General features: G+C 42.8%; 11 protein-coding genes and 1 tRNA gene. 9 read left to right on the top strand and 3 right to left on the bottom strand.

Going from position 1 to position 14,425, the window contains the following annotated elements:
* Positions 1 to 44 precede the first annotated feature (44 nt).
* Both C8U37_RS11180 and C8U37_RS11185 read left to right on the top strand, forming a co-directional pair.
* A tRNA-Leu gene (locus C8U37_RS11180) sits at positions 45 to 128 on the top strand.
* A 468-nt stretch (positions 129 to 596) separates the two neighbouring features.
* On the top strand, positions 597 to 2,012 hold the full coding sequence (locus tag C8U37_RS11185; protein ID WP_108033309.1) for a family 43 glycosylhydrolase: 1,416 nt from the start codon (positions 597 to 599) through the stop codon (positions 2,010 to 2,012).
* Positions 2,013 to 2,384: 372 nt separating this feature from the next.
* Here C8U37_RS11185 and C8U37_RS11190 read toward each other — a convergent pair whose 3' ends face one another.
* Both C8U37_RS11190 and C8U37_RS11200 read right to left on the bottom strand, forming a co-directional pair.
* Positions 2,385 to 3,362, bottom strand: coding sequence for an aldo/keto reductase (locus C8U37_RS11190; RefSeq protein ID WP_108033310.1), 978 nt, complete (start codon positions 3,360 to 3,362; stop codon positions 2,385 to 2,387).
* Positions 3,363 to 3,902: 540 nt separating this feature from the next.
* On the bottom strand, positions 3,903 to 4,796 hold the full coding sequence (locus C8U37_RS11200) for a MurR/RpiR family transcriptional regulator (protein WP_108033311.1): 894 nt from the start codon (positions 4,794 to 4,796) through the stop codon (positions 3,903 to 3,905).
* 200 nt (positions 4,797 to 4,996) lie between these two features.
* Between C8U37_RS11200 and C8U37_RS11205 the strand changes: the two genes are divergently transcribed.
* Both C8U37_RS11205 and C8U37_RS11210 read left to right on the top strand, forming a co-directional pair.
* The gene (locus C8U37_RS11205; protein ID WP_108033312.1) at positions 4,997 to 5,236 is read left to right on the top strand and encodes a SemiSWEET transporter; all 240 of its coding nucleotides are present in this window, start codon (positions 4,997 to 4,999) and stop codon (positions 5,234 to 5,236) included.
* Positions 5,237 to 5,250: 14 nt separating this feature from the next.
* On the top strand, positions 5,251 to 6,687 hold the full coding sequence (locus tag C8U37_RS11210) for a 6-phospho-beta-glucosidase (RefSeq protein WP_108033313.1): 1,437 nt from the start codon (positions 5,251 to 5,253) through the stop codon (positions 6,685 to 6,687).
* Positions 6,688 to 6,829: 142 nt separating this feature from the next.
* Here C8U37_RS11210 and C8U37_RS11215 read toward each other — a convergent pair whose 3' ends face one another.
* Positions 6,830 to 7,906: an AraC family transcriptional regulator gene (locus C8U37_RS11215; protein ID WP_108033314.1), complete on the bottom strand. Its 1,077-nt coding sequence runs from the start codon at positions 7,904 to 7,906 to the stop codon at positions 6,830 to 6,832.
* Positions 7,907 to 8,125: 219 nt separating this feature from the next.
* On the opposite strand from C8U37_RS11215, the gene C8U37_RS11220 reads away from it, so the two are divergent.
* The 5 genes from C8U37_RS11220 to C8U37_RS11240 all read left to right on the top strand — a co-directional run bounded on the left by C8U37_RS11220 (position 8,126) and on the right by C8U37_RS11240 (position 14,401).
* Positions 8,126 to 10,486, top strand: coding sequence for an alpha-L-rhamnosidase-related protein (locus C8U37_RS11220; RefSeq protein WP_245879827.1), 2,361 nt, complete (start codon positions 8,126 to 8,128; stop codon positions 10,484 to 10,486).
* 87 nt (positions 10,487 to 10,573) lie between these two features.
* Positions 10,574 to 11,821 carry an ABC transporter substrate-binding protein gene (locus tag C8U37_RS11225; RefSeq protein ID WP_108033315.1) on the top strand — a complete coding sequence of 416 codons (1,248 nt, stop codon included), beginning with the start codon at positions 10,574 to 10,576 and terminating at the stop codon, positions 11,819 to 11,821.
* Between the two features lie 139 nt (positions 11,822 to 11,960).
* Positions 11,961 to 12,863, top strand: a complete 903-nt coding sequence (locus C8U37_RS11230) for a carbohydrate ABC transporter permease (RefSeq protein WP_108033316.1) — start codon at positions 11,961 to 11,963, stop codon at positions 12,861 to 12,863.
* 18 nt (positions 12,864 to 12,881) lie between these two features.
* A complete protein-coding gene (locus C8U37_RS11235) occupies positions 12,882 to 13,712 on the top strand; it encodes a carbohydrate ABC transporter permease (RefSeq protein WP_108033317.1) in 831 nt (276 codons plus the stop codon).
* Positions 13,713 to 13,774: 62 nt separating this feature from the next.
* Positions 13,775 to 14,401 (top strand): DUF624 domain-containing protein, encoded by a 627-nt coding sequence (locus tag C8U37_RS11240; RefSeq protein ID WP_170100271.1) that lies wholly within the window; start codon positions 13,775 to 13,777, stop codon positions 14,399 to 14,401.
* The last annotated feature ends 24 nt before the right edge of the window (positions 14,402 to 14,425 follow it).

Here is a 14,425-nt window from a genome sequence, read left to right on the forward strand (position 1 = left end):
CCTTTCCATAACAACAAGATGGAACATTGCAAGCTTCATATCATGCCGGCGTGGCGGAATTGGCAGACGCGCTGGACTCAAAATCCAGTGCCCGCAAGGGCGTGCCGGTTCGACCCCGGCCGCCGGTATCACACCAAAAAACAAGCCCAGAGAGATGGTTTCCATCTTTCTGGGCTTGTTTTGTTTTGTGCGGCGGGGCAGGGGGTGATAACTTTGTGGTGAAAACCCGCTACAGACTTTGAGGTAGGAACTGTTGGTGAATGACAAGGGTATCCACCGTGAGTTGGATTCTGAAGGAAGTCGGACGCAAACACAACTCGTACTGACGTACAGAAATTGGATAGTTTGCACTAAACTAGATAGTTTCGTTAAGGTCAGTTAAACTTGCGGGAGTAGTTCACATTACCATCATTCATTTTGTTGAGAATAATATAATTTGCGCTTTCTGTGGCTAGGTAGGTATTCGTATTCAGTTTATATAATAAAAAAATAAAGAATATTATAGCAAAAACAAATGGATTAATCTTGTCAATTTAACTTTAAAATGTTATATTTGAAAACGGAAACGTTTCCAAAAAATAATAGGAGGGGCTAAATTGAAAAAATGGCTAAGTATTGGTCTAAGCACTATCTTCATTGGAGGGTTGTTCTTGATAAGCAAAACAGATTTTTTCTCTAATAAGACGACGATCCAACAAGTTTATCCACGCTCGAATGAGAGCTTTGTTGGAGATCCGATGCCTTATTTTAATGGTGAGGAATTTATGATTTATTATTTAGAAGACTTACGAGATGATCAGACTGGTTTTCATCCGATTAGTTTAATCACGACGACTGACTTTATTAATTACACAGATCATGGTGAAGTGATTCCATTTGTAAATGATCAGAATGATCAGGAGTTAGCCTTAGGAACTGGCTCTGTCATAATTGATTCAGATGGATTGTATCATGCATTTTATACCGGCTATAATGGATCGTTGTCACCTAAGGAAGCAATTATGCATGCCACCAGTAAAGATGGAGTCAAGTGGAATAAGCAGCCAGAACACACGTTTTTCGCTAGCACACAGTATGAAGCAGATGATTTCAGAGATCCCTTTGTGTTTTACGAAGAAGATTCTCAGGAGTATTGGATGCTCATTACAGCTCGTCAAAATGGAACAGGTGTTATTGCTAAATATACTTCAACAGATTTAATATCCTGGGAAGATCAGGGTACCTTTTTTGCAAATGATTTTGGAAACGATTCCAATTTAGAGTGTCCATCACTTGTTTATTTTGAAGGGAAATGGTATTTGGCTTTTTCGGATCAATGGGATAAACGTGTTGTTCATTACCGTATCGCGGATAGTGTCAATGGACCTTTCGTCAAACCAGCTAACTTAGATCATTGGGATAGTTCTGGTTTTTATGCTGGAAGATTAGAAACAGATGGAGAGAAACTTTATGTAATGGGTTGGATTCCAACAAAAGAACAACATCGTGACAATCAAAACTATAATTGGGCAGGCAATCTTGCTGTCCATGAATTGATAGCTAAGGATGGTCAACTATTGCCGACGTTGCCTGAGAGCGTTAAAGAACAGGTGAATACGGTAGCTTTCACAAATCAGACAATTCCTGAAGGCCAATCCATCACTTTTGATGCTGATGAGGAAACCGTTCTTTATTCTGGAAAAGTCGTCTTAGATGAACAAACGAAAAAATGGGCCTTTCAATTTAATAGTAAAGAAACCCAATCGGATCTAAATGTTATTTTTGACACAGAACTAAATAGAGTCGCATACTATAATCGTTCTTTAGATAGGATGGAAAATTATGCTCCACAAACTGAAATGCCCTTTGACTTTGCGGGTCGATCAAGTGTAACTATTAAACTGGTCTTAGAAGATGATATTGTTGTTCTCTATCTGGATGATGAAATTGTCCTCTCAAATCGGATGTATCAAGCTAAGGGTAGTGATTGGTCGATAACAGCTATTGAAGGTAATCTAAAGATCGAATCATAAGAGAATGATAAAAGTCGAGTTAGTATCAGTCGGAGTAATATTTATCGTTTTTAGTTTGATAACTTCAAGAAACTATTATGTTGAAGAATATCGCCCCCAATTCCATTTTTCACCCGAAGAAAATTAGCTAAATGACCCAAAGAGAACGGCAGCTTGCGGCAAGTTTACTTCTCACCATAGAACATCTGAACTCCGGCGAAGCAATTGTTCGCAGGAGTTCAGATGTTGATTACTCTACCCAGTTCCGGTAAGCGACCATTAACCGGAGTTGAGCGTCTGGATTGTTTCCTTGCTCCGGCGAAGCACTCCTCATCGGAGGTGACGAGCTTCCCCAGGCTAAGCTATCTTGAGCCATCCGCAGAATTTCATCCTCTATCTGTATCCGGAGATATTCCTAGGAACGTATGCTTCTTCCAAATACTTGATTTCTTCGGCGCTCAATGCGACTTCGAATGCGCCCAAGGCATCGTCCAGATATTTCACTTTTGTTGCCCCAATCAGAGGCGACGTTACGAAGTCTTTGCTAAGCATCCAAGCTGTCGCGACTTGTCCACGGGTGATGCCGCGTTCGTCCGCCAATTTGTGGACTCTTGAAATGACTTCATTATTGGAATCAACAATATAAGCAGGCAGTTCTACTTGCGCGGCTTGGCTAGCACGGGCTGTGACGGCACCGATGTCCCTTGTCAGCCGTCCTCCGGCTAGCGGGCTCCAAGGCGTCATCGCAACTTTTTGATCCTGAAGCAACGGGATCATTTCCCGTTCTTCCTCACGGTAGATCAGATTATACAGATTCTGCATGGAGACAAATTTCGTCCAGCCGTTCTTCTCGGCGATGAATTGCGCTTTCGCAAATTGCCAAGCATGCATGGAAGAAGCACCTATGTAACGCACTTTCCCCATTTTCACCAAGTCGTGCAGGGCTTCCATCGTCTCCTCGATCGGCGTGTCGTAATCCCAACGGTGGATGATGTACAGATCCAGATAATCCGTCTGCAATCTTTTCAGAGAGTGGTCGATTTCGATGAAGATGCTTTTGCGGGACAGGCCTTTCGCGTTCGGTCCCTCGAACATCGGAAAATACAGTTTGGAAGCCAGGACGATTTCATCGCGGTTGGCGAAATCTTTCAATGCTCTACCGACGATTTCTTCGCTGGAACCATTGGAGTACATATTGGCGGTGTCGAAGAAATTGATTCCGGACTCCAACGCTTTTTTGATGATTTCCCGGCTCTCCGTTTCACCTAGGGACCATTTTATATGTCCGAGCTCTGGTTCCCCGAACCCCATGCACCCTAGACATAGTCTTGAGACTTCCATGCCGGTATTCCCTAATTTCAGATATTCCATGTTAACGCCTCCAGTTTTTATTTTCATTATACAGCTATTGTACATGCTGGAGTTCACTCCAAGGCAAGTCTTTTAGTCATATTCAAAAAAATAGCTTTCAATTTCTGCCGTTGATGTTGTGGATAACCTGTTGAAAACAATGCCGGAAAATCAGAAGCACTTCGCCACATTTTTGGCGGATAACGGCTTCGGAATGGTTGGAATTCTTGATCGCCGTGCGGTCAGCAGGGTTATCAATCGAACCGCTGATCGACTATTTAAAGTTGTGTGGAGAAGGTCTCCGTACCGTTCCGGTCAGGAGAGAGTTATGGGTCGACGAGTGCGACTTCTTGGAAAAGAAAATCCTTGGATTGCAGTCGCGCAAAAAGCCATCGCCTGATTGAGGTCGATGGCTTTTTGCATGCTCTTTACATTGGAGGAGTAAAGAAGAGTAAAAGATTGTTTGATTGGCTTGTCCTTATAATAGGCCTCAGGTGTGAAAAAAACGTGAAGAAACGCTAACTTTTTTTCGCTGTTTTCATGGACACAACTGATATTTTTTTATCTTGAAACGTGATCCTCTTCCTTGATGATGTCCAACGTTGAAGATCGGCCGGCTTCGATCATCTTGGAAGTGCTGATCCGAAGCTGCAGGTTTCTGTCATAATCCAAAGCGAAGATGCAGGAATAGAGCACGTCCAGCAGGTAGACGATGGCACTGTCGGTGGAGAAGGTGGCGATTTTCGAATAAAGCTTCTCTCTCGTACAGATTCTGAGCACGCAATCCGCAAGGCGCGCCGTTGTGTTGTCCCCGATATTTGTAATGGCAATGACGGGGATGTTGTTCGCCTTCAAATACTGGATCGACTCATTCAGTATTTCAGTTTCTCCGGAATAGGAGACGATGATTGCGCAGGAGGACTGATCCGCAAGGCAGGATTTAAAGATCATTTCACCCTGCAAGGTGCAGATGTCCACCCGTTTTTTGATCCGTGACATGTTGTGTTGGAATTCCTGCGTGATCAACAGGTTGTTGCTTACCGCAAAAAGACTGATATAGGAAGACTTCCGGATGATTTGGATGGCTTTCTGCAGGTCGTCATGGGTGATCAGCGACAAGGTGTCGTCGATGGATTCTTTTTCCAAGGCAGCAATTTTACTTGCAATGGACATGATGGTATCATTACCTTGAAAAGGAAGGTTGGCATTTATTTCACTGAAGTGTTTCTGCAAATACTCCTCTTCTTTCAAGAAGGCTTCCTTCAAGTCGCTCCAACCGCTGAAGTTCATCTTATGGGCAATCCTTACCAATGTGGAAGGAGATGTGTAGGTTACTTCAGCAATTTCTTTGGTGGTCATTTCTTTGATGGACGATTTTTTCTCCAATATATAGTCTACTATCTTTTGTTCGCTGTTCGAAAAATCAAAACTCTCAAGCCGCTCTCTGATAAGCATGTGATTCCTCCTTCATCTTTCATCTCTTGCGTCTATCATACCAAATTTGCGAACCGGATTTAGATATTTCCGTTAAAAATGCCTGGTTTTTGTAAACGGTGTTACGGAGTTTGCGCGACATCTTGCGAATGGTTTTGTATCCCTTATAATCAGGTGTGTAATAGTTTTCTGCAAGCAGAAACGAGTAGGGGGAGAAAATAATGATAGGGTTCATCGCAGCCATTTTGACGACGCTGTCTTTCGTTCCGCAAGCTTGGCAGATCATCAAAACAAAGGATACTTCCGGCATCTCGTTGGGCATGTATGCCATGTTCGTAGTGGGTGTTTTCTTATGGATGATCCACGGAATCAATATCCAGGATTATGCCGTCATCACAGCGAACGGCATCACATTCGTATTGGCATCAATCATTTTGGCTTATAAAATCAAATATAAATAAGAGGAGAGATCATTATGGCATTGGATAAAGATTTTTTGTGGGGCGGCGCCTTGGCTGCCCATCAGTTTGAAGGAGGGGTTCTGAACACTTCCAAAGGCTTGAGCGTGGCGGACGTCATGACGGCTGGAGCGCATGGGGTTCCCCGCGTCATCACGGACGGCGTGGTCGAAGGCAATTATTATCCGAACCACGTCGGCATCGATTTTTATGGGAAATATAAAGAGGATATCGCCTTGTTCGCAGAAATGGGCTTCAAATGCTTCCGGACTTCGATTGCCTGGTCGCGCATCTTCCCGAATGGGGATGAAGCCGAGCCGAATGAAGAAGGCCTGCAGTTCTATGATGATGTCTTCGATGAACTGTTGAAATATGGCATCGAGCCGGTCATCACGCTGTCCCACTTCGAGATGCCGTACCACTTGGCCAAAGAATACGGCGGCTTCATGAACCGCAAGACGGTGGACTTCTTCGTCAACTTCGCCGAAGTCTGCTTCAAGCGCTACAAAGACAAAGTGAAATACTGGATGACCTTCAATGAAATCAACAACCAAATGAACTACAAGAACGACATCTTCGGCTGGACGAACTCGGGCGCGCATTTCGGCGACTATCCGAACCCCGAAGAAGCCATGTATCAATGCGGGCACTATGAATTGCTTGCCAGCGCGTTGGCAGTTAAAATCGGCAAAGAGATCAACCCCGACTTCCAGATCGGGAACATGATCGCAATGGTGCCGATCTATCCGTATTCCTCTCGCCCGGCCGACATGGTACTCTCCAACCAGATGATGCACGACCGCTGGTTCTTCTGCGATGTGCAATGCCGCGGCCATTATCCGGCCTACGCTTTGAAGATGTTCGAACGCAAAGGCTTCAAGCTGGATATCACGGAAGCAGACAAAAAAGCTTTGGCGGAAGGGACCGTTGACTATATCGGCTTCTCTTACTATATGAGCAACTGCGTCGATTCAACCGTGAATAAGGATGTATCGAAAGCTCTGGACGGTTCCAGCGCGCATTCCGTGAAGAATCCGTTCATTGAAGAGTCCGACTGGGGCTGGGCGATCGATCCGGAAGGCTTGCGGTACACATTGAATCTGTTCTATGAACGTTACGAAAAACCGTTGTTCATCGTCGAAAACGGCTTCGGTGCCATCGATGTCAAGGAAGAGGATGGCAGTTGCCACGATCCATACCGCATCGACTACCTCAAGACGCATATTGAAGAAATGAAAAAAGCTGTCGAGGAGGATGGCGTCGATCTGATGGGCTACACACCATGGGGCTGCATCGACTGCGTATCCTTCACGACCGGCGAAATGAAGAAACGCTACGGCTTCATCTATGTCGACAGAGACAACGAAGGCAACGGAACACTGGAAAGAAGCAAAAAGGACTCCTTCGATTGGTACAAGCAGGTCATTGCTTCAAACGGGGAAGAATTAGCTTAAATTGCATGCATGAAAAGCTCAGCGGGGATCGCAATATCCCGCTGAGCTTTTTTGTATTTGGATCGAACGCTGCTTATCTACAGCCAGTCTTTTAATCTCCGGCGAAGCAAGGCTTCACCAGATATGGTGCGCCCTGGACTTGTTAGAGCTTAAAGTTACTGTGGTCTTTTCTGAATTGGGAAGGTGTCGTTTGATAGAACTTTCTGAAAGAACGGATGAAGTTCTCCTGATTTTTATACCCTACATCAGGGCCAATGTCTTGGATTTTCATATTGGTGTGTTTCAGAAGGTCAGAGGCAACCGTCATTCTCTTTCTCAGCAAAAATTTGGTGAAAGACTCTCCCGTTAATTGTTTGATCCGCAGAGAAATATGTTGGGTGGAATAGTGAATGGAATCCGATAGTTGTTCCAAGGTAATGTCTTTATAGTTTTTCTCGATTGAAGTGATTATCTCAAAATCTATGACGTCCCTTTTGCGTTGCGGTTTCGGCATGATCGATCTGTCTTCATAGTGGCGGAGCAAATGGCTGAGCAGCAACAAAAGATTGGAGTGGACGACTTGCACATAATATTTTTGTTTGTTGATCGTCTCCAAGTACATATCCAAAATCATATTTTTGACTTTTAGGTCTCCGTTGGTAGGGAAAATAATGAAGCTGTCTATTTTTTTCGTATAGACGTTGCTGATCAGGAAGTTTGAGAAAATATGGTCGCCGCTTAAATTTTGAAAGAAGATCTCTTGAAAACTATCCTTTTGAATCAGAATATTCAAGACAATGCTATAGTTGTTCACATCCAAGGAGTGATAGACACCGGGCGGAACGAGACAGATATCACCAGTCCGCATAACATATGTCTTATTATCAATGTACTGTTCAAACTCACCTTCATAGACATAGAACATTTCATAAAAATCGTGTTTGTGCATAACCGGAGTTGAATACCGCGTATGCTGGGTGATTCGGACCTTTAAGGGGTCATTCTCATAAAAAAAATAACTTTCAGGAAATGTTTCAGGATGACTCATTGTATCTGAACCCATGTGTGGAAGGATCGGGACTAATTGTTCCTTTGCCTCATCTTCATTGAGCGTTGCTACGAATTCCTGGATGAGCCGTTTATTGTTCCGGATTTCTCGATGGTTCATTAAATACTCTTCGACTTTTGAGTATTCATGCAATTGCCGCAGTAGTTGCTCCAGCTCCATTATATTTCTCATTCCTTCCTGTTTTTATATTCCAGAAAAGCAAATTTTATTCTTTTCGCTCAGGGCCTATTTATTCGATTTGGTTAATAATATCTGTGCTTTTTAATAAAAATAGTCACTTTTCCATTATACTATGGATTATCTGTTAAAAAAAGTCAATTTTATTAGCGTAATTACGCAATGGCCGTTTTCTTTGAGAACCCTTACAATTCAAATGGAAGGAGGGTTCTGATGGATAGAAATAGAACAACTGAGTGGATTTGGATAAAAGATTGGACACTTGAAGATGGTGAAGCACCTAGACAAGTCTATTTTCGTAAAGAAATAAATCTTTCAGTTCCAATTAAGGGAGAATTGAGGATATCCGCTGATTCTCGGTATAAACTATATATAAATGACAAGCTTGTGGAGGTTGGCCCGAGTAAAGGGGATCGGCAAATCTGGTATTATGATACGATTGATGTCACAAAGTATTTGTCAGAAGGACCAAACGTCTTTGCAGTAAAAGTGCTGCGGTACCCGCTTGATCATTCAAAAGGGAATCATGGTATATTCCGTACAGATACGCCCGGGCTCTATGTTTCGGGAGAAATTACAAGCGCTGAAGGGGATGTGCAGAGCATCCATGCAGACGAAACGTGGCAATGTCTTATTGATCCAAATTTTGAAATCGTTTCGGAATCATCGGTTTTTGCGCCCTTGCAGATATATGAAAAAGTTAACGGAGATGATAAAAATTCCGATTGGATGAAGGCTGATTTTGATGCAGGGGATTGGCAAATGGCGCGGTCATATCAACCATCTGAGATGAGTCAAGCGGTCAGTCCAGGTAACTTGTATGCACGTACGATTCCATTTATGTACCGGAAGGAACGTAAGTTTGAGAAAATTATGACCATTAGGCAGTCTGTACATCCAAAAGAAGTGTGGGAGAAATTTCTCTGCAAAAGAGAGCGCGTTGTTGTTCCGCCTAACAGTAAAGAAATCATTGAAATTTCTGCTGGTGAAGAAATGACTGGTTATCTCCAATTGGCGGTTTCCGGAGGCCATTCCGCTAAAATCAACATTCTTCAATCAGAAGCTTACGTCCAAAACACAAAAACAGTAGTCAACGGTCTAGAGATACCTTTGAAGGAAGATCGGGAGGACTATTTAGGAGGGCACCTGGAAGGATTCAATGATGAATATACAGTAGCTGGTTACGGTACAGAACAAGCCCCGGAATGCTATGAACCTTTTTGGTTTCGGACATTCCGATTCATTGGGCTAGAAATTGAAACAAACGATGATGAACTTGTTCTTGAAGCTTTTGATTATATCGAAACCGGCTATCCTTTAGAAGTAAGCACATCTTTTGAAAGTTCCGATGAAAGTTTGAGCGCAATTTGGGATATAAGTGAAAGGACCCTCAGACGATGTATGCATGAAACTTATGAGGATTGTCCTTTCTATGAGCAATTGCAATATGCAATGGATTCCAGACTACAGATACTATATACCTATGCCGTCTCTGCGGACGATCGGCTCGCACGCAAATGTATGGATGATTTTAAGCGCTCTCATCGGTACGACGGCACCTTGAATGGTTCTTATCCTTGTTATGGGCCGAATGTAATTCCCGGTTTTTCCATATACTACATCTTGATGCTACATGACCACATGATGTATTTTGATGATATGACGCTTCTTGAAGAGCATATGCCTACTGTTGAAAGCGTGTTGAACTACTTCGAGAGAAATGTAAGACCTGAAGGTTATGTAGGAAAGCTTGGTGGCATAAACGGAATCGATCGCTACTGGTCATTTACCGATTGGACGCCGGAGTGGAATGGCACAAGCGGTGTTCCGCCAGCAACTTTACAGGGTGCGATCACGATGGAAAGTTTGCTCTATATCATGGGATTGCAGACGGCTGCACAGATAGCTGAACACCTTGGTCGTAGCCAATTTGCAGACAGACTGGAAGATAAAGCAGAATCGGTAAAACAGGCTATCAGGAAGTTCTGTATCGGCTCAAATGGAATGATCCAGGATGGTCCGGGTATTGAAATGTATAGCCAACATACGCAAGTGTTTGCGTTATTGACGGATACCCTTTCCCAGCAACAGGGAAAAGCAAATCTGTTGGAGACGATCCAGCATAAAGAAAACTATGCGCAATGTTCGGTGGCCATGTCTTTTTATCTCTATCGGGCCTTGCATAAGGCAGGTATATATGAATTAACGGATGATTATTGGAATATTTGGCGCAGAATGATCAAGAATAATGCAACGACTTGCGTTGAGGCAGAAGCCGGCGAGCGAAGTGAATGTCATGCTTGGGGGTCTTTGGCGCTGTATGAATTGCCGAGTGTGACATTGGGCGTGTATCCGGCAGAACCAGGCTATAAATCTGTAGTGATCGCTCCAACTCCCGGATATCTGACATGGGCCAAAGGGGAGGTTATGACTCCTCATGGGATTGTCAAAGTTGAATGGACGAAGGAGGGAGATGTTTTAACTGTCAGTTATCAGGTGCCGGAAGGCATGAGCGTTTACGCGGGTAATGAATTAAGTCAAGAAGGACGGTTTATGTTGAAAATCAGTGAATAAGAATCTTTGATTGAAAGGTTACGCTGTTAGTAGTGCCGATAAACTGAAACGAATCATTAACAGTTTTTATAAAAGAGAGGAAGAATAATGATGAAAAAGAAATTATTATTTACAATTGCTTCAACGATGCTGGTGTTCCCGTTAATTTCAGGATGCGGACAAGAAGCCACGAGTTCTGATGGAGAAGTTAAGGGTGATTTGGTTATCTGGGAACATGACCCTAGTTTTGAAGAACCTGTACAAACGCTGGTGGATGAGTTCAATAAAGAATACCCCGATGTCTCTATTGAAGTGGAGGCCAAGTCAGGGAGCGACTATTACTCGCTGTTAACGACATCCCTTCAATCAGGCAGCGGACCTGATTTGTTCTGGACGAACGGAACAGCAACAGAAAATATGCAAACCTATGTGGAACAAGAAAAGGTTGCTGACATTACAGACATAGTCGATTTGAGTGAATTGTCCGAAGAGGCGTATGACTTAGCTAAAATCGACGACAAAACGTATTCGGTTCCTTGGATGACCTTCGATGCAAGAGCTGTATATTACAACAAAGATATCTTTAAAGAATTAGGTATCACTGAACCAAAAACATTCGATGAATTTGAAGCGATGCTTGCAAAAATCAAGGACAATGGCTATGTGCCGATTTCGTTATCCGGGTTGAGTTCATGGCAGCTATTGTGGGTTTATGAAGTGCTGTTGGCATCACAATACCCAGAATACACGATGGGCTTCGATGATTATTCTGTAAAAGCAGATTCAGAGGAAGCAAGAGCAGCATTGGATAAAGTTGTTGAATGGGCAGAAAAAGGCTACTTCGGCGATGGATTCAAAGGTGTAGACAGCAATGGACAAACGTTGGCGTTTACGACCGGTAAAGCGGCGATGACCATTGATGGCTCTTGGATGGTGCAAACAATCGAAAAAAATAATCCGGCTCTGAATTTTGGCGCTTTCCAGATTCCTTCGAATGATGGAACAAAGACGATGATGGGATCCTTTGCGAATGGGTTCTCGATGAATGCTGATACAGAAAACAGTGCTGCAGCAGAAGCATTCCTGCAATTCTGTGCAACGAAGGAAGCTCAAGAGATTTGGGTGAAAGAATTGCATGCCGTTTCAGGTGACTCAGAAATCCCATCTGCTGAGGGTGTTGCCCAAGAAATTTCGAATGCGGATCAAGTAGTAGGTACTTGGCAGTCTATGTTGACAAAACACTCCTCTGGTTCAAACTCTGCAGCTTCCATTTGGGAAGAGGAAGGAACCGCTATTTTTGGAGACAAACTTACTGTGGATGATTTGATGGATAAAATCGGAGCAGCCATGGATTAACCCAACCGAATAATTAGATGCATCATTTTTGAAGCAGCATCCGTTCACTCTCTTTAATGACTGAACGGATGCTGTATTATAAAGTGATAGGACATCTGACTGACAGGATGTTGCAATTTTCAGCAAAAGGAGTGTACCCATGAAAAATCTATTGAAAACAAAGCCTCAGATAGGGTTTATCCTACCAGGGTTTCTGATATATACCATTTTTGCCATCATCCCCATTTTTTCAGCCATGTATTACAGTTTTTTTGAATGGCCTGGAATCGGGGAGAAGACCTTTGTTGGCCTTGATAACTTCATTACGCTGTTTACCGATGATACGGTGGCCCCAATTTTCTATAATGCATTGTTCAATAACCTGAAATATATATTGTGCATTTGGTTCGTCATAACACCTGTGCAATTCATATTGGCATATATCCTCTTCATCAAAATCCGAGGCGCCCAGTATTTTAAATTGATGTTGTTTTTGCCTTACGTAATCAGTTCAACCATCATCGGGTTCTTCACTACCTTAATTTTCGATCCGAACATAGGCAGTCTGAATGCAGTGATTGAATCGATGGGCGGAACCAGGGGATTGTGGCTGGGTGATCCAAACATGGCTTTCAAAATCTTGATTCTGGTTGTCCTTTGGCAAGGTATCGGGACAGGTATGATGATTTTCTATTCGGATATGCAGGGTATTCCCAATTCTTTGATTGAAGCCAGCGAAATGGATGGCGCCAATGAGTGGGTAAAATTGACAAAAATCATTTTTCCGATGTCCATTTCTTCCTTTACGACCAATATGGTGATGTCGACCATTTGGGCATTGGCTGTTTTCGATCTGCCGTTTCTGTTGGGCGGAGTGACCGGGGGAGCCGATAAATCGCTGGATTTCGTAAATATCATGTTCTACAGATACACTTTTGGAACTGCGTTGAACGGGAAATCCAATATGGGCTTCGGTGCCGCCATCAGCGTGGTCATGTTCCTGATCATTGCAGTGATTACGCTGACACTGACTCAACTATTGAAGAAACTTGAGAAAAATTAGAAAGATAGGAGAGATAAAATGAAAAAGAAGCAAGACACCCTTTTAAGAAATGCACTGTCTCTGTTATTGCTCTTGTTTACTTCAATAACTTTAATTTTGTTGGTCATTACTTTTATGAATTCATTCAAGAGTAGCTCAGAGCTCGCCAGAAATACATTCGGATTTCCGAGTACGATCACCTTGCAAAACTACATTACAGTAATCACGGAAGACAATTTCTTCAAATATTTGTTCAACAGCTTGTTCATCACGTTAGTGGGTGTGTTCTTCCTGCTGTTGCTGAGCGCAATGGTAGCTTACGGCATTTCCAGGTATGAATTCAAGCGGAAAGAAGTCGTAAGCACCTATTTCCTGATTGGGATGATGTTTCCCGTGCAATTGTGTGTGATGCCGCTGTTTGTTATTTTGAGAAACCTGCAACTGCTCAATACGATGACAGGTGTCATCTTACTGTATGTAGCAGGGATGTCTTTCCCTGTATTTACGTTAACTAAATTTTTCCGGAATATTCCCGCTTCGATCGAAGAGTCGGCAAGGCTGGATGGTGCTAGCGAATTCCAAATTTTCTTCAGTATCATCATTCCGATCTGTAAACCAGTACTGGCAACGCTCGGCTTGATCAATGGCATCCGCATCTGGAATGATTTCTATATCCCGATGGTTTTCCTTTCGGATTCGAATAAAAGAACGCTCATGTTAAGTGTCTATAAATACATGAGTGACTTCGTCCGGAATTGGGATCTGACGTTTGCGGCAGTCGTTCTGACGCTGATTCCGATTCTGATACTGTACTTCCTGTGCTCCAGTCAAATTGTCGAGGGCATTACGGATGGAACGGTTAAGGAGTAAAGGCTGAACTTTGGAAGTAGTGGTGTGGATGATCGGAAAGGTAAAGGACGGAGGTAAGCATTTTGGATAATACGTCTAGAGATGAGAATAAAGCATGGAGCTTATTGGAGAAAGTTGGCAATCTTGCCATTCTCAATTGTCTCTTTTTGATCAGTTCACTCCCGCTGCTGACATTCGGAACGGCGCTGCTGACAGTTAATCAAGTTGGGAAAAATATTCTTGATGATAAAGAGCCCTATGTCTTTACAACCTATATTAAATACTTCAAGAAAAATTTTAAAAGCGGCATAAAAAATTGGATTTTAACCATTCTATTTTTTGTATTGATTTTCGGTAATCTGGTCATGCTGGAAAATAACATAGTCACTCCACTATTGAAAATGGTAGCGCTGAGTGTCGTGCTGCTCTTTCTGAGTCTGTATTTAATCGTGGTGACCTTCGCATTTACTTCGGATGTGGAGAATATAACAAATGTGAAAGACAGTGTAATCAAGAATATTGTCATAGGATTTCAAAATCCATTAGTGACAATCGGTTTGGTCTCCTGGAATGTTTTGAATATATTGTTTTTTGCTTGGTTGCTGACATTTGCCAGTTTCTTCCTGATTTACTACTTCTCTATAGGATTTGCTCTGCTAAGTTTAGTTAACGGCAGTTTGATAAGGAGATTGAAACAGAAATCAGATTGAACAGGTAAGTGTCTGTAATAGTAG

It is taken from the genome of Trichococcus patagoniensis, assembly GCF_003051085.1.
Taxonomy (GTDB): Bacteria; Bacillota; Bacilli; order Lactobacillales; family Aerococcaceae; genus Trichococcus; species Trichococcus patagoniensis.

What these genes read in the sequence shown, in the direction of transcription:
- C8U37_RS11190 (WP_108033310.1), bottom strand. Translation starts at nt 3,362, where the DNA reads ATGGAATATCTGAAATTAGGGAATACCGGCATGGAAGTCTCAAGACTA.
- C8U37_RS11200 (WP_108033311.1), bottom strand. Translation starts at nt 4,796, where the DNA reads ATGCTTATCAGAGAGCGGCTTGAGAGTTTTGATTTTTCGAACAGCGAA.
- C8U37_RS11205 (WP_108033312.1), top strand. Translation starts at nt 4,997, where the DNA reads ATGATAGGGTTCATCGCAGCCATTTTGACGACGCTGTCTTTCGTTCCG.
- C8U37_RS11210 (WP_108033313.1), top strand. Translation starts at nt 5,251, where the DNA reads ATGGCATTGGATAAAGATTTTTTGTGGGGCGGCGCCTTGGCTGCCCAT.
- C8U37_RS11215 (WP_108033314.1), bottom strand. Translation starts at nt 7,906, where the DNA reads ATGAGAAATATAATGGAGCTGGAGCAACTACTGCGGCAATTGCATGAA.
- C8U37_RS11220 (WP_245879827.1), top strand. Translation starts at nt 8,126, where the DNA reads ATGGATAGAAATAGAACAACTGAGTGGATTTGGATAAAAGATTGGACA.
- C8U37_RS11225 (WP_108033315.1), top strand. Translation starts at nt 10,574, where the DNA reads ATGATGAAAAAGAAATTATTATTTACAATTGCTTCAACGATGCTGGTG.
- C8U37_RS11230 (WP_108033316.1), top strand. Translation starts at nt 11,961, where the DNA reads ATGAAAAATCTATTGAAAACAAAGCCTCAGATAGGGTTTATCCTACCA.
- C8U37_RS11235 (WP_108033317.1), top strand. Translation starts at nt 12,882, where the DNA reads ATGAAAAAGAAGCAAGACACCCTTTTAAGAAATGCACTGTCTCTGTTA.